General features: G+C 37.6%; 24 protein-coding genes. 7 read left to right on the top strand and 17 right to left on the bottom strand.

The window, feature by feature from the left end:
- Genes PQG45_RS00835 through PQG45_RS00755 form a run of 17 tightly spaced genes read right to left on the bottom strand, consistent with a single transcriptional unit; the run spans window position 1 to window position 14213 of the window.
- Window positions 1-870: a hypothetical protein gene (locus tag PQG45_RS00835; protein WP_316070112.1), complete on the bottom strand. Its 870-nt coding sequence runs from the start codon at window positions 868-870 to the stop codon at window positions 1-3.
- Complete coding sequence (locus tag PQG45_RS00830; RefSeq protein WP_316070111.1) at window positions 867-1931, bottom strand: glycosyltransferase family 4 protein; 1065 nt, start codon at window positions 1929-1931, stop codon at window positions 867-869. Before PQG45_RS00830 ends, PQG45_RS00835 begins: the two co-directional genes overlap by 4 nt.
- Window positions 1918-3135, bottom strand: a complete 1218-nt coding sequence (locus PQG45_RS00825; protein ID WP_316070110.1) for an O-antigen ligase family protein — start codon at window positions 3133-3135, stop codon at window positions 1918-1920. Before PQG45_RS00825 ends, PQG45_RS00830 begins: the two co-directional genes overlap by 14 nt.
- A complete protein-coding gene (locus tag PQG45_RS00820) occupies window positions 3096-4052 on the bottom strand; it encodes a WavE lipopolysaccharide synthesis family protein (protein WP_316070109.1) in 957 nt (318 codons plus the stop codon). The genes PQG45_RS00825 and PQG45_RS00820 overlap by 40 nt, the downstream gene beginning before the upstream one ends.
- Before the next feature lie 3 nt (window positions 4053-4055).
- Window positions 4056-5582, bottom strand: coding sequence for a lipopolysaccharide biosynthesis protein (locus tag PQG45_RS00815; protein WP_316070108.1), 1527 nt, complete (start codon window positions 5580-5582; stop codon window positions 4056-4058).
- Complete coding sequence (locus PQG45_RS00810; RefSeq protein WP_316070107.1) at window positions 5566-6318, bottom strand: glycosyltransferase family 2 protein; 753 nt, start codon at window positions 6316-6318, stop codon at window positions 5566-5568. Before PQG45_RS00810 ends, PQG45_RS00815 begins: the two co-directional genes overlap by 17 nt.
- Window positions 6319-6320: 2 nt before the next feature.
- On the bottom strand, window positions 6321-7085 hold the full coding sequence (locus tag PQG45_RS00805; RefSeq protein ID WP_316070106.1) for a hypothetical protein: 765 nt from the start codon (window positions 7083-7085) through the stop codon (window positions 6321-6323).
- Between the two features lie 5 nt (window positions 7086-7090).
- Window positions 7091-7909, bottom strand: coding sequence for an FkbM family methyltransferase (locus PQG45_RS00800; protein WP_316070105.1), 819 nt, complete (start codon window positions 7907-7909; stop codon window positions 7091-7093).
- Window positions 7906-8226, bottom strand: a complete 321-nt coding sequence (locus PQG45_RS00795; protein ID WP_316070104.1) for a hypothetical protein — start codon at window positions 8224-8226, stop codon at window positions 7906-7908. Before PQG45_RS00795 ends, PQG45_RS00800 begins: the two co-directional genes overlap by 4 nt.
- The gene (locus tag PQG45_RS00790) at window positions 8223-8951 is read right to left on the bottom strand and encodes a glycosyltransferase family 2 protein (RefSeq protein WP_316070103.1); all 729 of its coding nucleotides are present in this window, start codon (window positions 8949-8951) and stop codon (window positions 8223-8225) included. The genes PQG45_RS00795 and PQG45_RS00790 overlap by 4 nt, the downstream gene beginning before the upstream one ends.
- Window positions 8944-9573 (bottom strand): HAD family hydrolase, encoded by a 630-nt coding sequence (locus tag PQG45_RS00785; RefSeq protein ID WP_316070102.1) that lies wholly within the window; start codon window positions 9571-9573, stop codon window positions 8944-8946. Before PQG45_RS00785 ends, PQG45_RS00790 begins: the two co-directional genes overlap by 8 nt.
- On the bottom strand, window positions 9563-10144 hold the full coding sequence (locus PQG45_RS00780) for a hypothetical protein (RefSeq protein WP_316070101.1): 582 nt from the start codon (window positions 10142-10144) through the stop codon (window positions 9563-9565). Before PQG45_RS00780 ends, PQG45_RS00785 begins: the two co-directional genes overlap by 11 nt.
- A 44-nt stretch (window positions 10145-10188) precedes the next feature.
- Window positions 10189-11172, bottom strand: coding sequence for a glycosyltransferase family 10 domain-containing protein (locus PQG45_RS00775; protein ID WP_316070100.1), 984 nt, complete (start codon window positions 11170-11172; stop codon window positions 10189-10191).
- Window positions 11142-11801 (bottom strand): FkbM family methyltransferase, encoded by a 660-nt coding sequence (locus PQG45_RS00770; RefSeq protein WP_316070099.1) that lies wholly within the window; start codon window positions 11799-11801, stop codon window positions 11142-11144. The genes PQG45_RS00775 and PQG45_RS00770 overlap by 31 nt, the downstream gene beginning before the upstream one ends.
- Before the next feature lie 17 nt (window positions 11802-11818).
- A complete protein-coding gene (locus tag PQG45_RS00765) occupies window positions 11819-12694 on the bottom strand; it encodes an alpha-1,2-fucosyltransferase (protein ID WP_316070098.1) in 876 nt (291 codons plus the stop codon).
- Entirely contained in the window at window positions 12688-13641 is a 954-nt protein-coding gene (locus PQG45_RS00760) for a glycosyltransferase family 2 protein (protein WP_316070097.1), read from the bottom strand. The genes PQG45_RS00765 and PQG45_RS00760 overlap by 7 nt, the downstream gene beginning before the upstream one ends.
- Window positions 13641-14213: an ArsR family transcriptional regulator gene (locus PQG45_RS00755; RefSeq protein WP_316070096.1), complete on the bottom strand. Its 573-nt coding sequence runs from the start codon at window positions 14211-14213 to the stop codon at window positions 13641-13643. The genes PQG45_RS00760 and PQG45_RS00755 overlap by 1 nt, the downstream gene beginning before the upstream one ends.
- Window positions 14214-14332: 119 nt before the next feature.
- On the opposite strand from PQG45_RS00755, the gene PQG45_RS00750 reads away from it, so the two are divergent.
- From PQG45_RS00750 to PQG45_RS00720, 7 genes are all read left to right on the top strand, one after another.
- Window positions 14333-15907, top strand: a complete 1575-nt coding sequence (locus PQG45_RS00750; protein WP_316070095.1) for a hypothetical protein — start codon at window positions 14333-14335, stop codon at window positions 15905-15907.
- A gap of 35 nt (window positions 15908-15942) precedes the next feature.
- Window positions 15943-16851, top strand: coding sequence for an ABC transporter ATP-binding protein (locus tag PQG45_RS00745; protein ID WP_316070094.1), 909 nt, complete (start codon window positions 15943-15945; stop codon window positions 16849-16851).
- The gene (locus PQG45_RS00740; protein WP_316070093.1) at window positions 16848-17693 is read left to right on the top strand and encodes an ABC transporter permease; all 846 of its coding nucleotides are present in this window, start codon (window positions 16848-16850) and stop codon (window positions 17691-17693) included. The genes PQG45_RS00745 and PQG45_RS00740 overlap by 4 nt, the downstream gene beginning before the upstream one ends.
- Window positions 17693-18325: a LolA family protein gene (locus PQG45_RS00735; RefSeq protein WP_316070092.1), complete on the top strand. Its 633-nt coding sequence runs from the start codon at window positions 17693-17695 to the stop codon at window positions 18323-18325. The genes PQG45_RS00740 and PQG45_RS00735 overlap by 1 nt, the downstream gene beginning before the upstream one ends.
- 60 nt (window positions 18326-18385) lie before the next feature.
- Complete coding sequence (locus PQG45_RS00730) at window positions 18386-19336, top strand: phytanoyl-CoA dioxygenase family protein (protein ID WP_316070091.1); 951 nt, start codon at window positions 18386-18388, stop codon at window positions 19334-19336.
- 1 nt (window position 19337) lies between these two features.
- A complete protein-coding gene (locus tag PQG45_RS00725; RefSeq protein ID WP_316070090.1) occupies window positions 19338-19658 on the top strand; it encodes an MmcQ/YjbR family DNA-binding protein in 321 nt (106 codons plus the stop codon).
- A 204-nt stretch (window positions 19659-19862) separates the two neighbouring features.
- On the top strand, window positions 19863-21281 hold the full coding sequence (locus PQG45_RS00720) for a glycoside hydrolase family 130 protein (protein WP_316070089.1): 1419 nt from the start codon (window positions 19863-19865) through the stop codon (window positions 21279-21281).
- Window positions 21282-21313: the final 32 nt, after the last annotated feature.

The raw sequence follows: 21313 nt of genomic DNA, 5'->3' as shown, positions 1-21313 counted from the left end.
TTATTCAAAGAAAAACGACTTATATCGAGAGCGATTGAGTTCGATCTCCTCCAGAAGCTCTATGGAATTATCAACAATTAACTCATGATTGTCGAATAATGATTTACCATTTCGAAGACAAGCATCTATATGTTCATCATTATCGATAGTGCGATGTTCTACATGAGCATACGCATTTAATTTCACCTTAATTAATTCCTTATTCCCGATCCAAGAATGATGAAATCCACAAATTTCAGGTAAACAATATACCTCGTTCAACAATTGGCTTCTTTCTCCTAATTTTCGGAGCGTATCATAATCAAAATTCCTTTTTCTAAATTCAGACCCTTTCATGATAAATATTCGATAGCTGTAATCACTGGGTCCGCTCCAACTTCTTGAAAAAAGATTAAAATACAAGAGGGAAAAATTCAATCTTACTGTTACAATTTTATGCTTTTCAACAGCAGCAATAATCATATCGGCTTTTCTAGGATCAATTATTTCATCAATATCAGAAAGAATAATAATATCATCATCTTCGATCAGGGAACGATCGCATGAGCGATTTCGTTGAACTCCCTCGTTATACCATGAGGTGTTAAAGAAAATTTTGGGATGCCATTCGGGGCGGTGTTGACCACCAAGATGTGGAATATATCTCCTATTAAATAAAAAATAATTCTTAACATCAATAGCATGGTAGTTAACCTTATCAACTGTCCCTGAAAATATATCATAATCAAAACTATAATCTTTGTATTTCCCTTGAAAAGTATAATTAGCTTCCGTTAAATGAATCTCATCAACCCATTTCATAGCAGACAAAATATTAATTCTGGCAACCATTTGTTCATTAAAATAGGGCACAAAAAGCTTAATTTTCATTCAATTATTGTCGTATAAAGTTTACTATATTCATTAGACATCTTGTCTATCCGATATTTCGGAGTACAAAATTCATGCAATTTAATTCCATAGTCGATCATGTTTCCAGAAACATCATCTAAAGCCCGTAGAAGTGATTCTGCGGAATTTGCTTGATAAAACTCCACTATTCCATTCATGAAGATTTCTCGAAAGACGGGAATATCGTTGCACACAATCGGAATTTTGTAATGTGCTGCCTCTAATCCCACAAGCCCAAATCCTTCTTGATAGGATGACATGACGTAGATATCCAATAATGGCATGAATTGATGAGCGTCTTCCAAGTGACCCAAAAACAAACATTTTGATTCACAACCGTAATCCGCCACCATCTTTTCCAAGGTTTTACGGTACCTTCCATCACCGATGATAAGAAGTTTATATTGCTCCGAATCGGCGATTGCTTTGATAACATGGTCAATCCCCTTTTGATAAGTTAGATTCGCAATTATGCCTAACAGAACCTTATTCGACTTAAAATTTGCAATCTCATCTCCGATTTTGGAATCTGTAGCCTCCGTCTGTTGAATGACAACATGACTAGAATGAATTACATTCAATTTTTGCTTTGGCAAGAAAGAACCATAATAATCCTTCATTACTTGGGTCAGACAAACTATTTGATCAAATTTCATGAGACAATAAAGCCACCAAGTCCCAAATACAAGAGATGCTAAATACCCATATTGCGATCGTAGGTCAAAAAATATAAAACTATGTAATGTTGATACCAATTGGGCTTTTATTCGCTTTCGATTTCGGGCTAAATAAACATCTGGACGATAACCAAAGCTTTGAACCAAATCAAAGCCTTCAAAACTAAATTCTTTTTGATAGTCAATCCATTGGGTTTTGCATGTGAAACCTACCTTATCGTCCCCTTGGAAATAAAAAACTGTGATATCGAATTCATCTTGCAAATGCGCTACCAAGTTTTTATTGTAAATGATGGGAGCCGCCTTAATCAATTGAGGCAACAAAAAAGCAATTTTCGGTTTTCCCACCTTATTTCTGGACATTGAAAAATGGTTGATAATAACTCATCGCGATGACTGCGAAAAGAAAAAGTCCACCTTGTGTTGAAAATAAGGTGTGACCGGCGATTAAACCTAATGCACCGCAAAATATGAAGATAAATCGACCAAATTTTGCATTTGAATATCCAATAGCAATTAGTTTATTCAATCTTCTATATAGCAAAATAGCCAAAGAAAGAAAATATAGCACACCCATGAAACCGAAATTGAAGAGGATATCAAAACCATCCATCTCAGAATTTTGAATCTGTGGAAATCCGAAAAATTTTGTAATTAAATTTGATTTTAAGAAGTTGGCAAAGCCCTCTAATACCGTATTGTCTCTTCCAGAAAGTAAAACAAAAAGGATATCCCCCTTATCAAAATTTGTTAAAAGCCTATCCAATAAGCCACTTGATTGAATTCCCCAATATAATCCGCTTAACAGAATTGTAACAACGAGACTTAAGTACAAATATTTAATCCAAATATTAATTCTAATAAAACTCCATAATACATAGAGCACATTAATTAAGGAACCCAAAATTACCAATTTGGTTGACGCTAATAGAGCAATTGCTAATTGTAGTAAAATGAAACACACACGAATAAACAAGGATTTTTTTTGTAGATATAGCCCAAACAATAAGAAAGAGCCAAGTACTAAGTAGGCAACGCCTATATCATTCCCCCCTTCAAAATATCCCTTCGACCCCACTTCCGCATCACTGTAGGTGCTATTCCCAAATCCAAAAGCTCCCAACACGATGGATCCTGCCAAAATCGCAAAACTGAAATAAATAAATAAAATCACTTTACGGCCAAATTGCCTGTTCGCTTTTAGTTCTGAAACAAGAAAAATAAAAACAACGCTGTTAAAGAGGAACCTAAAAAAAAGGGCCAACTTTTCCCCTAAGTTTCCGATTGAACCACTCTGGAAAGAGGCAAAAACAAAGAGGATAATAAAAAGTAAAGTAGGTATGATAAAATACCAAAAAGATTTTAACCGAGCTAAATAGAAACTAATTGACGCGGCTAATAAACCCTTATAAATAACCATAACAGAGGTTTGCTCCCCCTGAGCGAGCGCATAGCCGCCAATAATATCAATCAGAAGTAATCCTGAGAGCATTATCATCACCATATTTTTAAACCACTGGCCGATCATTATTCTATTTTCCGATACATAATGTAGGCTTTCAGCCAATCAGCAAATTCAAACCTTTCCCAATTCTTAGCATCATTCTTTCGAAGAAAAGAAAACGACTCGATAAATCTTTCATACTTTAACCAAAATAGATCAAGTTGCTCCTTGTCTACAATACAGAAAAATTGAGATAAGAAATAATGACTATTTTCCACCGACCAACTTGGCGAAAAGTCGATAGAGTTAAAGAAATGACTAACTAAATAACCCTCAGCCTGCTTGTTTGAAATAAAATAAACGGGATCTGTTTTCACTTCATGTAACGTTTCGCTTTTCTGCTCTGTAGGAATTTGCCAAAATAATTTCATATCAGAAATGCTACCAAACATATACATATCAGTAACTCCATACAGTCGAGATTTAAAAGAATTCGTACTAGCCACAATCAAGCGGTTATCCATTTTATCATTTGAGCTAGGGAAATTTGTTTGGAGATTACGCATGTGACCTAAAAAATCCAGTGACTTACAAACTCGTTGGTCTGTTCGAGTTTTTAAAACATACTTTACCCCTTGGTCGGAAGCAAAGTTTATCCCTGCAATCGTAGATACCAGTTGTAGATTGATGTTTGAAATTCCGACATAATCAGGCTTAGTATTTAACAACACATCGACCTTTAAATCATTCAATTTATTCTTATCCAGCTTCTTTGCTTCATCCTTCCAGGTTGACAGTATAATTTTTGCATTTGGATAAACATAGCGATATAAAAGAATTGTTTGAAGTGTAAAGGAGTTTTTTGTGATAATTGGACCTTGCAACAGAATACACCATTCACTTTGATATTTGCCGTATGAATCATAATCAGATTTAAGAACATGCTTTAAAAATTTCCATGGCCTTAAATGAATTGATACAAAATGAGCGGTTATCCGTTCTAGTAGCAAAACAATAAATCGAATCAATTTTACTTGCATCTCTTAATTTCCATTATGTAAGACCTTGGAAAGAATTTCCCTCCAGCCTTCATGCTTAAATCGCCAAATAGTCAATAAATCAAATGTTATAACATTAATCAGTAATCCTAGTATTCCAACAGCTGCCAACCCAAACCAATTCTGATCAATGAAATACAGTTGAAACAAGAATAAAAATACGATCGTAGGTATAGACTTCAAAAAAACCTCTAGTACAACTTTGATTAATGATTTATTAATTAATCCTTTCCGAATAAAATAAAAAATCAGATAGGCCCCTGTTGTAAATGTTCTACTCGCTGCCGTGGCAAAAGCAATACCGGTTAATCCATAATCTCGAACAAGCAGAATGCTAAGGATTATATTCAAAATTGCCTCAAAAAGTGAAACGTAAGCCCAACTTGCCATATCGCCATAAACCAAGATAATCGATGCAGTACCTCGAAAAATGGTTTCGTAAAACAACAAATAAACTAAAACCCAGTTTAAATAATCACCTCCGTAGTTAAATTCTCCGACCCATAAACGAACAAAAACATGATTAAATAAGCATACAAAAACTGATCCAAATATTCCTATTCTAACTAATAATTTGATTAAGCACGTGAAGACAATTTGTATTTTATGCTGTCCATCTTGGTCAAAAATTTCAGCTAATCCGGGAAATATGACCCCTGGAATTTTACTGACAATTACGACGGAAAAAGTTTGAAAAAATTTTGATGTAAATGTATAAATAGGAACGAATCCCAAACCAAGATTAGAACCTATGAATAAATTATCCGTGTTACTCGCGACCGTATTAGCCAATTTTGCAAGTTGAAAGTTGCCTCCAAATTTTAATAATCCCTGAAATTCCTGTTTTGAAAATGAAGAAAAATTTAACGAAAATGCATAATTTTTATGGGCAAAGAAATAAAGTATGAGCGATTTTAATAGAACGGTAAGCAATAAGGACAAAGCCAAAAACTGCACATCTTTAAAAATATAAATACAAATTACCGAGAACAATATATTAAAAAGAGACGCTCCTGTTGCCACATTTCGATTTAATACCATTTTTTGATTGGCTTCTAATATTCCGCCATAAATTGAAAGAGGCAGTGAAATAGCACCTGCAAATGCTGCAAGAAAATAGGTGAGAAAATACGTTCGATTGTCAGCAGCTGAAATATGAAACCATTTAATCGATACAGGGTAAAGGAATATCGAACAAACAAAAAAGACGATAGCAGCTATAAGAAAAAACACAAATGATGTACTCAATAAGACATTCCGCTTATCCAAAAGTTGATCACCATCAAATATTGTTTGAACTTTAATCAACTGCCTTGTTAATGCCGTCCCGATTCCTAAATCAGTAATGGAAATCCATGTCATAATCGAACCAATCGTTAACCAAAATCCATAATTGGACTGATTGGTATTCGAAATGATTATTGGAATCGAGACGAAAGTCAAGAATTGATTGATGATTTGACCCAACAAATCAACCGCAAAACCATCAATTGCCTTATGACTTCGAGGCATCGAATCTTTTAAAATGCAAGTATTCTTTTAAATCAGCTGGCGTCCCAATCCCATGCATTTGCATAGCATCAATTAAATATACTCCAATACGTTTTCCCGCATTTATGGCATAATTATAACTCGGACAGGTGTAAAATTCATTATTCACGCGATCATTTTGAATAATCATGTCGATGGCTGAATTAACAAAATCAGAGCCTTGACTAAAATAATAAATTCCCACAGTCGCCAAATCTGAAATAACAACCTTTTCTTTTACCTGAATCACCAAGTCATCTTCGCCTACCTGTGCAAATGACCATTTGGGATTTAACTCAGCATCTCTAAAACAAAGAATGGAACCATCCAAATCTCGCCGATCAGCATCAGCTATAAAATCAGCCATGTTCAAATCAACGAGTTGATCAGAATTCGCAATCAAAAGTGGATTTTCATTATTAATAAGCTGCCTAGCATATAAAATGGTACAAGCCGTGCCTTCCGTTAATTGATCAACCGAAACAAAACGAATATTTGGAAACCTAGTTTCAATACTAGTTACAATAGCAGGATATCTTTCTAAATGTTCACTTCTAGCAATCAAGATATAATGAGCATCAGGATAATTTAAGTTCTCGAGAACTCGCACAATCATGGGAAGGCCATCAACATCAATAAATGGTTTAGGCAGAGAAAAGCCTTCTTCTGCAAATCGACTACCTAAGCCAGCCATGGGTATCACCACATTTAAATGCATTGTCAATTTTTTACAGGTAAAAGATTACTCATTATTATCTGATTCGCCAGGGAATCATAGACTTCTTTTCCGAAATGATAAGGATTCGAATCATTTTTGGCGTGATTGACTAAATTATCCGGGATTTCAAATACATGAAAATTCGGGATTTGGATTTTAATTCGTTCGATTGACTCCTTGATGGCTCTTGACCGAGTAAGATAGGACTGTCTTTTTTCAAGTTTATCAGGGAATAAAACAAATAATATAGGGCAATCAGAATAACTTCTAAAGGCATTAAAGAATGTCAAGTAAGAATCAAACAATTTATCTTCAGCAAGTAAATCCATACAAACCATTTTCTTTGAAATACGACTATCGACATCAGAAAAATAAGCATTAAATGCACCTTCCACTGGACTTCTTCCTACAAATCGTTTATCGACTAACTCACTAAATGAATCCAAAATAAATAAACTCGGTTTATTCTTTCGGGGTAAGAAGAAATACTTTTGTTGAATAAAAAGTTTCTTGATATCCGGCCTATTGATGTATTTAATTAAACCTAATCTAGGCCTTTCATAAGAATTTGTAAAATAACTATTTAACAAATCAACTCGGCCTTTCTGTACATTATATATATCCGAATTATTCAATTTTAAAAGGGGATAAGTATCATTTACTAAGCAGGCGGTACGCGAAAGAATCCAGCTTTTCCGATATGTTATTTGTTTTATTTTTAACAAATAAAATACACTGTAAAAAAACCATCTAATGCTCAGAATCATACTCATTAAATTAATGTAAACACCGCATCAAATTCACTTAATTTTCCATTTTCCTCATAATACGAATTATGAATATCAACTAAACGAAGTCCTCGTATTTCCAAATAACCTATAATTTCATGGTAAAGGGTTGCACCTTGATATTTTTCAATTGTCATTAATTCTATGATGACAATTTTAATTCGCTTCGATTCAAATAATTTTTGTGCGCCTCTTAACACTTCCATTTCAAATCCTTGCGTATCAACCTTCAAACAAAATTCCCCTTCAATTTGCCGATTAGTTACATAATCATCCAAGGTCAAAACATCTACCTCATATGATTTATTTACCTGTTGATTAAAGAATTTTGCGTCATAAGCATAGCTCGAATGAATCTCTTTGAATGAGCTGAGACCTGAAGTACCAATTTCATTGATCATAAATTTCTTGTTCTCCTCCCCTAATCCAATTTTCTCATAGGTATACGTCTCTTTTTGCTGTTTGAGTAATTCAAGATATGGATGCATCGATTTAAGCGGCTCAAAAGAAATGATTTTTGCATTGGGCCAAAATCTAAATACAATCTTCGAAAACCACCCATCGTTTGCTCCTACATCAAGTATTACCAATTTTGGGTCTTTCAGCAGATTCTTGAAGATATTTTGATAGAAATTTAGATTCTGTTCTCCTAAGCCCACTTCACCCCGCCATTCAAAGGTAAATTCCCGTAAAGCATGGGCGTTAATTTTGATGGCTAAAATTGCCTTGATCAGTTTATATGTAATATGTAAACTTTGATTCAATACCCTGTATTTTTTCACCCAATCTTTCAAACCGCTCATAAAAGATACTTGTCATTTTTCACACTTGGCGTTTTCACGACGACCGTAATCGTTTTAGTCAAAGCCTCAAAATCCGTAAACTCCCCAGGTTCAATTTGAACGATATCCCCCGATTTATATATTTGATTATTCATTTTTACTTCCCCCTCTACAATCACTGTAAATTCTTTGGCAATTTTATGCACATGTGAGGCCTCGAAATCACCTGCGTCGTAATACTTCACGGCAACTTCGAAATCTGAACTCGGTAAGAGAGATGGCTCAAAATCGCCAATAAACCAACCTCCCAGCATATTAGCTAATTGTTGTTTTTTCATCCTAATAAGTATTTTTCAAATTCCTTAAGTTTCTGAACGGAATAGAACGAATGCATCTGATCTGGTGAAATCGGAAATGATTTGATGTTTTTCCCTTTTAAGATCATTTGATTAAATACACTCGAGGTATAAAAACGCCCTTCATAATTCTCATCGTATCGAATTACATCGAAAGCCCCTTCAATAAAATCAACTGCTTGGTGGAAATAATAAAATCCTGCAATCGCATCATTGCTAATGGGATTTTTCTCTGCTGTTTGAAATACTTCTCCGTCTATAATCTTGGCATATGACCATCTTGGATGAACCGACTTAAAACTAATTATGCCCCCATCCGCATGTTGAGTTCTTAAATCTTGAAGTACTTCATTGTAATCACATGAAATAATTTGATCGGCATTAACAATAAGTAACTCATCGTCTTGATCAATAAAATCAACCGCCATCAAAATACTACAAATGGCACCCTTCGTTTTGGCTTTAAGTGGGACGATAATCGGATTATCGACCAATAATTTTAACGAATTATCAAGATTATATTTTGTGCAATCCTGGTCTTTCAAGATAAAAATCAACTGCTTCTCACCCGATATTTTATTTAAATCGCTTAAAACATACTCAATCACAGATTTACCATTAATCTCAATAAGCGGAAGCGGATAGTTAAACTGCCCACTTTCATCAATAAAATGATCTGAAGCTAAAGGGATAATTATTTTAAGCATGATTTTCGATTGCTACTATTTTATTTTTAATATTAAAGTAATTCACATCCTGAATCTTATCAACCTTTAGTACATGAGCCCCACTCGCATAAGCTGCTTTGAGGCCGTTTTCATTATCTTCAATGATCAGACATTCGCTTGGTGAAAGACCTAATGTATTGATCGCCTTCGTATACATTTCAGGATTCGGCTTACCATGTATTACGTCCTCATTTGAAATAATAAAACTCAAATATTCTTTCAGAGCTGCCTTTTCCATCATGACTTCGATAGAATTCCGAACCGAATTTGAACAAACAGCTAATTGGTAACCTTCAGATTTTAATCTAGAAAGAGCGTAACGATGATAAAATTTCGGTTTGCAAGCCGTGTAAATTACCTCCATGGTATACTGCTGTTTTATTTCATTCACAAACTGATGCAATCCTTTAGGAAAATTCGATTCACTCGAGATCATATTGAGTTTATCTCGTGTAGGCAACCCATCGAAAGTAACTAAATGATCATACCGACTAATTTCCAATCCAAATAAGCCTAATGCCTTATTCAATGCCTCATAATGCCAATCCTTCGCATCGATGAGCACTCCATCCATATCTAAAAGGACTGCTTTAATTTTCATTTTTAAAATAAATTACTGCCTCGTCTGGCAAATCTGTACATAAAATCAACCGATCTGAACGTAATTCAGAAAATTCCAATAATTGATTCCAAAGCGGAATATGGTCCCTGCCATGTAACTCAGAGGAAACGATACAAACACACTTATTATTTCCAAGAATATGATTTTCTATCAATTCATTGGAAAACCAATTCGTGTGAAAAGAATCTAACCAAACTCCAGAAGCCTCCTCGTAAAATGGTAGATCTTGTTCATACTCACTTTGTCTGATGTAGAAGTTCAGACCTTCACGTACATATTGAATCGTATCTGGAATCGACATGTCAAAACAGAAATAATTTTGAATGCCGAAAGCTTCAATTTTAGATTTTAAGACTTTCGTTAACCCGTCTGATTTAATATTTAAGGCAAGGGTTGGAGTACTGTCTTGTTCAAGATACAGAGAAAAGAAGTCATAGATTGATGTTTCTTTAGATACGGGAATGTCATGCGAAATGACCAATTCCCCATTGAAATCTCGAATATCAGTTTCGGTTCCAAAATGCTGTTGAAACGAGCGCTGAAAAGCCAACTTCGAATTTTTTTCATCACTAGATAACCAGAAACCCCTGTGACTTATAATTTCCACTTTTTCTTCAATTTAAATTGAACCTTCTCTAAAATTGCTTGTGGAGCAAAACGCATACTTTTCAGTTGAACTCGCTCTGGCAATTCATTAAAATCACCATTTTGGTCCAAATAACTAGCAATGATAGCGAACAAATTATAATCATTTAGACATTTTAATCTAGCTATTTGAAGAGATTCCAAATGCGCTTCATAATACATTGGGGAATTAAGAATTTTTTCAATAGCTCGGAGCGAAAGCTCAAAGTCATTTATATTAATTTGATATAGCGAATCCTTGGTGTAATAATCGGTAATATTAGGACAACCATGGTAAATTGGAAAGGTATATGCTAAATAGCAATCATTTAATTTTTCAGTAAAATAATCTTGGTGTTCGCCATTTTCGATACAAATATTGTATTTGTAAGGAGCTAACACATCCCATTTGTCATCAAAGTCAACAATTCCCCTTCCAAACAAATCAATTTCATCCTTAAAATAGTCCTTTAATCGATGTGCGAAGTCAAAACGCAATTTATGTCCATCGGTAATTAACTTATCAGAGGTAACAATTGAAATCAATTTCGTTTTTGAAACCTCTTTCATTTCCGATAACGCATCATAACTTTTGTTAACAAACCAGGGAGCACCCGTATGCATATTACATTTTTGAGGATGAATGATTTGGGTTTGATTGGTAATGACGTGAGAAAACTGCTTCGTAAAGGACTTTGGATATAACTGCAAATCATAAGTTTCACCCGTTATTAAGATTGTATTTGACTTAATTGCAAGTGTGACCTCATCCTCTTTTAGTAAACTATTGAATACCACCCATGCATGAAAGCCCTCATTAGATTCTGAATTGATATGAAATTCATAATCACCCCAAATTCCTAGACTATTCGGCGTTTGCCTAAGTAAAGGCCAATCATACGGAAAAGTTAATTTAACTTTTTTCAATCGCTTATCAATTCCCAGTTTTCCCAAACAAAGTCAAAAATGTATGTAGGTTTATGGGTAAGTTTTAGTTTAGATCTAATTTCAGCCACTCTTTTCTCTGCGTTGGGTACGAAATCGTGAAACTGAACTTGAATATTTTTCATTTTTGACAATTCACCTCGAATGATAAGACTCTCAAGTAAATCATATTCTGCTCCTTCAATGTTGATTTTAATTAAATCAATTAATTTGAAATTTTGAGAATCATAAAATTCCATAAAATCCACCAATTTTATAGGGACACTTTCTCCTTTATTGATGTAGGATGACGTATTATCACCATTAAAAGAAAGATACGAATCCGAGGACTTAGAAGCTAAGCCAAAATTAAAAACTCTAATTTTTTCATTCTTCAAAAATCTATTTTTAATATTCTCAAAAAAGGGCGTGTAAGGCTCAAAAATGTATACATGGCTTTGGTATTTCGAAAAAATGTCACTCGCCCATTGGCCCTCATATCCTCCCAAATCAAGCACGATCGAATTTTCATCTAAATTATAATCTAGCCGAAACGTTTTATCTCCTTGACATAAAACCCAAGGCTTTACGCGCAAAAATTGCTTTTCTTCAAAACCTGGAATTGAATTTCTGATTTTTCTAACTATCGTAAGAATCATAACATTTATATCATTTACTAAAGTCGGTACCAATCTGCCGGAACTAAATTAGCACTATTACGCCATTTCTGAGTGTACCAACTTTTGGGCGCAATCACTACTTTGCGTTCATATTGATTTAACCAAGCCGCCCACCAACTAAAAGTACTGTTCGCAATAATATTGTGCTTGCAATTACTCATCAACTTAAGATCCTCAAAAGCCTTATCTCCAAGGTTTACATTTACAAAAATTATCCTTTCAAACTTTGAGAAATGCGTAGTGACCCACTCCATATCATCAGAAAAAACAAAGAAAGTTAAATCTTCGAATTGAGCTGAAAGGTGTTGAATCGCCTTTTCATAATAACCCAAATCACATGTAGCGTAAATGGAATTGGCTTTTGAATTTGAAATATAATCGCCCCTTCGAACATGTATAGAAACAGAATTAGATGAACGAATTTGTTTCAAATATGTCATGCTATCAGGCGAATGACTATCAGAAATCTTTATTCTCTCTAATAATTTCACACGGTGGTTAAAAAAGTACCTTTCGCTTTGCCAATAGCCACTCAAGTATACGTCATTAGCTAATTCAAATACGTTGGCATCATATTTAAAATTTCTTTCCAAATAATATTTTAATTCTTTTAGTCCAAAAGGAAATCCTACCCATTGAAAAATCTGAAATTTGATTTTTTGAATTACATTATTATTTCTTTCAATTTCTTCGCTGTTGGCAATTTTCAAATTGCCAACAAACTTATCTAAATCAAATTTCCTAGAGCCAACAATTTTATACGCGCTCAAATCATATTTAACTTGGAATCCAAGGGTTTCCTCCAAGGCAAGCCCCAGTGCAAATTGAAACAATTGATTACCAAGACCTCCCGTAATTTTAATAATTACCATGAATTATTAGTTCGATTTTGGCCGAAATACATCTTTATTAATGATAGAAATAAGTATCCACCAAAGAGTATTTTTAAGATAGAGAATCTTTGTTTGCGCCAAGCTTTCAATAAATAAAGAAATGCTAATTGAAATTCACCTCGCTTGTAGAATTGCAATCCAAAATAATTAAGATAAACACCCTGTGCATCAAGTAATTTCTGATTGCTTAAGAGCTCATGCTCGTACTTATTCAGAAAAAATTTATACGCTCGTCTGTATTTTCCAAGATTACTAGACATCCCCTTTGGGTTAATCCGGTAATAACAAAGCTTTTCATTCAAGTAACCGAATTGATTTTTTTGTTGTGCAATCTTAATCCAAAGATCTTGATCTTCAAAAGCCCATAGTCCTGAATCAAATCCATTGGAGTCAATAACTAATGCTCTGTCCACCATGACACTGAGAATTGCAATATTATTTTTGTAAAGAATTTGTGGATATAATTCTCCACTTTTCGAATAAAAATAATCAAAAATCTGACCTCTATTTCGAGATCTAATTTTACCCTCAACAAGTAAATCGTAATTCGTGTGACTTATTCGATATGTTGGATTTTGGGTATGCAACGCAAGTTGAGCTTCCAGTTTGCTTGCGTGCCATAAATCATCGGCATCCAAAAATGATAAATATTTGCCTTTTGAATTCTTTATGCCCGTATTTCGAGCATTGGAAAGACCCCTGTTTTTAGGCAAAGAAATCAACTGTATTCTTTGATCTTTTGACGTATAATCTTCAATTATTTGAACCGTGTTATCCTGGGAATGATCATCGACTATGATTAACTCCCAATTTCTAAAAGTTTGATTTATAACCGATTGAATGGATTCTGAAATTGTTGCAACGGAATTAAATGCCGGCATAATGATACTCACAAGTAATTCCTTCGATTTGAAATTCTTCTCCATTACTCCATCATCTTCATCCACTTACCCCCCACCATCATCCCCTCACTAAACTCCCCCTTACCAAAAACCCCCACCCGTACCTTCTTCTGAATCAAAGGCTCCACCTTCTCAATCAACTGATATAAATACGGTCGGTCCACATTGCCCACCAACACCAAATCCACAAAGGGTGAATTCCGACCCTCTGCTAGCTCCCCCGTCAAATACACCTGGTCCACATTCCCCAGTTTCATAATAATCTGATCCACAATCTGATCCAAACCCACAAACTGCAGAATAATCCCGCGCAAGGTTTGAAACATCGGATGCGCCTGATTCACCACATAATGCTTCACTTTAGCATTCGCCTCCTCCTCCTGCACCTGAATCAAATGCATCTCCTGCAATTTATTCAACTCCAAACGCACCGTATTGCTGCTCACCCCCAAATCGCGCTCCAATCCACGCAAGTAAACCTTGCTGACCGGATTCAACAACAATTTGGTTAGCAAAGCTACCCGAATCTTCCCCGAAAATAATGAATCTAATACCAAAATACCTTCGCCTGAAACGGCTTCGCCCACCTGAGTCACAGGAACCCAAGGCAGACTGATACAATATTGAGTAACAAATTTATTAAATATTGAACACGCTACAAGTTTTTCAACAAGCAATTATCCATCGGTCGCGCAATTATATTTACTTTGCAGCTATGAATAACACACAGAAATTTAGCATCAGCCTTTGTCTTGGCATCGCCTTGCTTTTTTTCTGGCAAATCACCCGGGTCTCCAACAATACTCCCTACCTCGATGACGTCAATTTCATCGACTTCATCCTACATTTCGCAAATCCAAGACAAAGCATTAGCGACTTATTGACCCAACTGTTCATGGTCGACAACAACCACATGGCTGTCGTCCCTAAATTAGGACTTAGTTTACAATACCTGCTGTTTCAAGACATCAACTTCAAACGCATCTTGCTGATCAGCGCATTCCAACTCGCCCTCATCGGCACCTGGTTTATCTGGCAATTCAAGCAGACAAAAAAACCGTATTGGATGGCGCTGCCGATCGTATTCTTGTGGTTCCAACCGCAATATTATGAGATTTCAAACTGGGCCATGACAGGCATCCAACAAAGCTCAGTCATCCTATTCAGCATTCTAGCACTCGAATGCATTTCAAAACCCGGGAAAAAATATTTTATCTTGGCCAATGTATGCGCCGGCCTCGCCTTTTATTCCTTTGGTAGCGGTGTTCTTGCCTTCGCGGGAATCGGCTATTATTTGTTGGCCAATAGACGCTACCGCGAAATTCTTTGGCTCATACCACTTCCCGTAATCCTCCTAGCATCCTATGTTTACATGAGGCAATTGGGCAGTGTCGCAGATACGAGTACCATCCAGTTATCCCATGCGATTCCATTTTTCTTCAACCTTACCGGAACAATCGCCATGGTCATTTCTTCCCATGCCACTGAAGCCGCTTGGATATTGGGAATAATCCTGCTCGTATTGGCCATTGGAGGCTTAACGAAAATCAATCACCAGTCCAAAATTTCAGCATTGATACTCATGCTTTTGGCAAATTGCCTCCTGATTGTCATCAGTCGGGATGGCCTCGGCATTTACATGGTCAGCCGATTTGCGACCTTGAGCCCACTCCTCGCCATGTGTTTGTATTTGCTGTATTTACCCAAAATTTCGAATAAAATTGTTCTCGGGATTGTCCTGTTATCGGGCGCATTTTGGGCGGGTTCCTATGTGCAATACTTACCCGTGATGTACAATCAAAAACATCAAGCCACTGCTGAGGCCGCCAACTGGTCGCGCAACCGCGCATGGACCTATGCCTCGGAACGTTTCCAATCGAATGCTTCAGACATCCTCATCCCAAGCTACAACCAAGGTCTCTGGAAAAGCGAAAATTCGATCCTCAGCGACCAACAACTTAATTTATGTCTAGCGTCTAAAAGCATGGCTTTTTCCATGCGAGAGGAAAACCAAAAGCTTACGATTGATGATTTCCCTTTTGAAACAGGCCTTCAGCTACCCTATTATTTAATTTTAATTGATACACTAACGCTAAATAAGGCTTTCGTCAAAAACATTGAATTTAGACCTAGCAGCAAGAAAAACTTACTATTCCATGGCCAATGGCTATCTAATAGTGGGATTGTCAATCTACAACAAGCCCAACTAGCAAAAGGAACCTACCAAATCTATGTCTACGATCCAGGCAGTCAACGCTTTTGGAAAACAAATAGGACTTTTCTGCGCTAGACAAAACAAAATGGGCGAATGGGCGTTACGATACTATGTCAAATCCAATCGTCAGCATCAAACATCTTTCCAAACATTTTGGAAATTTTCATGCCGTTCAAGATGTCAATATCACCGTCAATTCGGGTGATGTTTATGGCTTCCTAGGACCCAATGGAGCCGGTAAAAGCACCACCATGCGCTGCATGCTATCGCTCATCCAAGCCAACAAAGGTTCCATTGAACTTTTTGGCAAATCCATTCAAAACCATCGGAGTGAAATCCTATCGCAGGTGGGTTGCCTCATCGAAAAGCCCGACTTCTATAAATACCTCAGCGCTTTTCAAAACTTACAAATCTTCTCACGTATCTCCGGAAAACCATCCACCAAAAAGGAAATTCTTGACATGCTTGAATTTGTGGGACTCGAAGGGCGCGAAAAAGATCATGTCAGTGGCTTCTCGCATGGCATGCGGCAGCGGCTCGGCATTGCGCAAACACTCCTGCACCAACCGGAATTAATTGTACTAGACGAACCCACAACTGGGCTAGATCCACAAGGGATCATCGATATGCGTAATTTAATTCTACGTCTTAAAAATGAGCAGAAAAAAACGATCATTTTCTCGTCGCATAATTTGAGTGAAGTCGAATTAATTTGTAATCGCATGGTCATCATTCACAAAGGCAAAAGCATCGTGGAAGGTGATGTTCACGCATTACTCAACGAGGAAGAGCAAATTATTAGACTGCAAACCGCTTCGGATTCCCTACAGGCTTTGTTGGCATTATTACAAGGTCAAGGTTCCCCGGTGCAAATCAATGAGAATTCAGTCGAAATGAGCATTAGCAAGGAGCAAATCCCGCGCCTGAATGCGCAACTCGTACACGCTGGGATTCCCATTTTTGCCATCGAAGCAAAACGCAAATTAGAAGACTACTTCATTAATTTACTCGCCTCATGATATTTCTATACAGCACCTACAATGAATTAATCAAAATAGCGCTAAAACCACGCAGCTATTTGGGGCTTGCTGCCATCACGGGCTTAGTGGGAATCATTCTGTTTGCGCTAAAGGCAGATGGCATGTCCATGATTTCCTTCGTAACTGCTTCGTTTGAGCAAACCTTACGTTTTGAAGGGGAAGTACTTAACGGGAATCTCGTTGCCTTCATCATTTTACAAATGTTGATCGTACACATTCCGCTATTGGTCGCACTGGTAACAGGCGATTTAATTTCGGGGGAAGCAGCCATGGGTACCTTACGAATGCTGGCTACGAAACGGATATCGCGCCGACAATTATTAGGGTCCAAATTTTTGGCAGGTGGTATCTATACACTATTGATCGTCATTTGGCTAGGCGTACTTGCAGTGGTCGTAGGCCGTTGGCTTTTTGGTCCCGGAGATTTAATGGTTTTGAACTCCGACGGATTGGTAATTTTACAGGAGAACGATGTGCTTTGGCGTTACGCGGGGGCTTTTTGCGTTGCCTTTTTCGCATTATTGACAATCAGTAACCTTTCGATTTGCCTGTCTTGTTTCTCGGACAACTCGATCGGACCTATTGTATCCACGATGGCAATCATCTTGTTGTTTACGATTATCGGCACGCTGGATGTACCCGTTTTTGATCCGATACGCCCTTACTTATTTACCACACACATGGCGTCATGGCGCTCCTTTTTCGAAGATCCCTTGCCTTGGGAGTCCATTCGAAATTCGCTCGTGATTTTGACATTACATCATGTTTTGTTCGTGACTGTTGCCTTGTTTGCTTTTAACCGAAAAGATATCACCGTCTAATGAAATATATCCTTTTATTACTTTTTCCTTTGGCGATTCAAGCCCAAAATCCAGCGCAAACATTTAAGCGCTTGGTTCAAAAATTCAATCAGGTCAAAAGCTATGAGGTGGTGGCAACGATAAAACCACAAATCCCCTTAATCCGTATTTTACCTGTGAAGGCCAACATTCACTTTAGCTATCCAAGCAACTTTCAGGTTAAGTCGGCGGGAATTTCCATTCTTCCCAAAAACGGATTTTCAGAACTTCCGCTCTTGTTCAGCAAGCCAGATGATTTTACGCCCATCGCCTCTGGAACAGAGAACAATTTGGAAATCATTACGCTCTTACCCACTCAGAATGACTCCAACATCATTTTGGCAAAAATATGGGTAGATGTCAGCTCATTATTGGTCATCAAATCGCAAATTACCAGTCGGAGCAACGGCACAATCACCTGTGAATTTGACTACAATCAAGAAAAATCGTTTGGTCTTCCCTCCCACATGAAGTTCGTGATGGATGTCAATAAGTTTAAAATTCCCAAAGGTTTGGCAACCGACATCAACCGAACAAGCCGCCCGAATGAAACCGAAGGGAAGTCCAAAAAGGGAAGTATAGATGTGTATTTTAGCAAATACAAGGTGAATTAAATTGGACAAATGGGCTAGCTTTTTTAACTTGGTACTTGTTTGGACCAAACTAGCAATCCTATGCAATCAATGAATTTACCTTGGGTAGAAAGCCCATTCTTCCAAAAAATACTAGCAACCAAAAAGTTAAGTGCCGCAGATGCTGCCTTAGCAAAGGAATACAACGAACAAGGGTATGTGGTTGTCAAAAATGTTTTTAGCGAAGAATTGATTGACCAAATCATTCGTGATATGCAGGAAAAAGGCTTTAACCCGGACTATCCCATTGAAACCTTTCGTAATGATATTCGTATCCAGGATCTTTGGGAAAAGTCGGAGCCTGTGAAGCAAATGGCCGCACATCCCGAAATTATCAAAACGCTGGAAATGCTTTATGACCGCGAGGTTATTCCCTTCCAAACGCTGAATTTCAAGGTTGGGTCCCAACAAAAAGCACACTCGGATACGATGCATTTTAGCTCCTTGCCTGCACGCTACATGTGTGGCGTTTGGGTGGCGTTAGAGGATATCACGGAGGACAACGGACCCTTGTTTTACTACCCAGGTTCGCATCGCACACCCGAATATAATTTTAGTCATTTCAAGAATACGGTCGAAGATATTACCTACGATAATTACCCAGAATACGAGACATTCATGGAAGAATTAATGGAGGCATCGCCTTTTCAAAAAGTCAAATTTCTTGCTAAAAAAGGAGATGCTTTGATTTGGTCATCCAACATTATTCATGGAGGAAGTGCCGTAAACGACCCAAATTCTACTCGATTCTCACAGGTTACACACTACTATTTTAAGGATTGCGTTTATTACACGCCGATGCTTTCCAACATGGTGACGCATGAATTATTCATCCGTCGGTTCTTAGTCAATATCCGCACAGGAGAAGCTGTTAAAAATTCCTGGAATGGATTAAAAACCGATTTATTACGCACCCGAAACCTGTTGTATACGATCAACAATCACATCAAATTACCCAAGGTAATGCGTTGGATTGCAGCTAAATTAAAGTAGCATGTACCTCGATGAGATTTGCGAGTATTGCATAACACTTCCAGGCGTGGAAGAAACACAGCCATTTGGCCCGGATCACATCGTCTACAAGATAAAAGGCAAGATGTTTTTGTTGGTGGGAATCGAAGAAACTCCCATTCGATTCAATGTCAAATGTAATCCTGAACGTGCGATTCAACTCCGGGAAGACTTCCCACATGCCGTATTACCCGGCTATCACATGAATAAAAAACATTGGAACACCGTCGTGATGGGCAAAGGACTCAGTCGTACACAATGCGAGGATATGATTCGTCATTCGTATGAGTTAGTGGCAAAATAACAATAATTTACAACCCCGGACTTTAGTCGGGGGATTTAGGAAACGTACACCTCAGCCTGCGGCTAGTCCCTAGGCTGAAGCCTAGGGTTATCACTTTTCTGGCAATTTCTCCCTCCACTCTAAAAACCCTTGCAAATCCGCCCCCTCCGCGCTAGCTTTGGCAAACCTCAAAGGATTGCCAAAGCTTAATTGGGGATCATAAATATGAAGAAATACATCTTATTTTACTTAATCATTCCATTTTTCAGCATTGCCCAACAACCCGCTGAAACCATTCAACGCTTTTTTGATGCCTATTCAGTTGGGAATAAAGCGGGTATGCGAGAAGCGATTACTCCTGATTTCAAACTTGTTGAAAACGGTGAAATTTGGACCCTAGATACACTCATCAATCGGATGGATAAAGGTAGGCCCGCCGACTTCAAGCGTATCAATCAATTCGAAATTCTAGCAAGCCAGGTTGACAAAAATAGTGCGCACGTTTTCTATAAAAACCGGGCGCTGATTCACGCCATGGGACGGGACCGCCAAGTAAACTGGTTGGAAACCGCGTATTTTATCAAGCAAAAGGGGCAATGGAAAATGTCCAACATGCATTCCTCCATTGATGCAGCATTTCAAACGAACTGGGAATTAAATGGCTTCAAAAAGGCCGATGCGGAAAACCCCATCATGAAGCCTGATGTACGCGCGACCTATTACTGCCCTATACAAAAGAAATTAGTAGGCTGGGAAAACAAAAATGTACTGAATCCAACGGCTTTGGTCTACCAGGGTAAAGTTCATTTACTCTATCGCGCCCAAGATTCCTTAGGCACATCACGCATCGGCTTGGCGATATCGGAAGATGGAATCCATTTCACGAAACAGGCGTCTCCTATTTTAGCACCAGGCGAAGATGCATTCAGACAATACGAATGGCAAGGGGGTATCGAAGATCCTCGCGTCATCGAGACCGAAGATGGCCAATTCTTACTGACCTACACGTCCTATGATGGCAAAACAGCAAGATTATGTTCGGCCATTTCAAAAGATTTGCAACATTGGGAAAAACTAGGCCCCATGCTCGCAAGTCCAAAATACATCAATATGTGGTCCAAATCAGGAGCCATCGTGGGTAAGGAGATTAACAGTCGGGTCATCGCCCAAAAAATCGATGGCTTCTATTGGATGTATTTTGGCGACACCGATTTATTCATGGCTAAATCCACCGATTTACTTCATTGGGAAGTTTGTGAGAATGCGGAAAATCAAGTCAAAATATCGGTACTCCAACCGCGCAGCGGCTATTTCGATTCACGCTTGGTGGAACCCGGGCCCTATGCATTAATGCGTCCTGAGGGAATTCTTTTGATCTACAACAGCAGCAATGCCGCGAATTTTAATGATACAAAATTTCCTAAATTCACCTACGCAGCTGGGCAAGCGCTCTATGATGCGAGTAAACCCTACCGACTAATTAATCGTAGTAAGCAGGCCTTTATTTGGCCTGACAAAGATTACGAACGCGTAGGGGAAGTCAACGAAGTTTGCTTCGTGGAAGGCCTCGTGCATTTCAAGGGCAAATGGTTTATGTATTATGGTACCGCCGATTCCAAAATCGCAGTGGCTATTAGACGCTAGACGTTAGACACTAGACGTTTGGCATATTTATA

This window comes from Aquirufa regiilacus, from assembly GCF_032470275.1.
Classification (GTDB): domain Bacteria; phylum Bacteroidota; class Bacteroidia; order Cytophagales; family Spirosomataceae; genus Aquirufa; species Aquirufa regiilacus.
The sequence above is the reverse complement of the archived record's forward strand: the minus strand, read 5'-3'. Positions and strand labels throughout refer to the sequence as shown.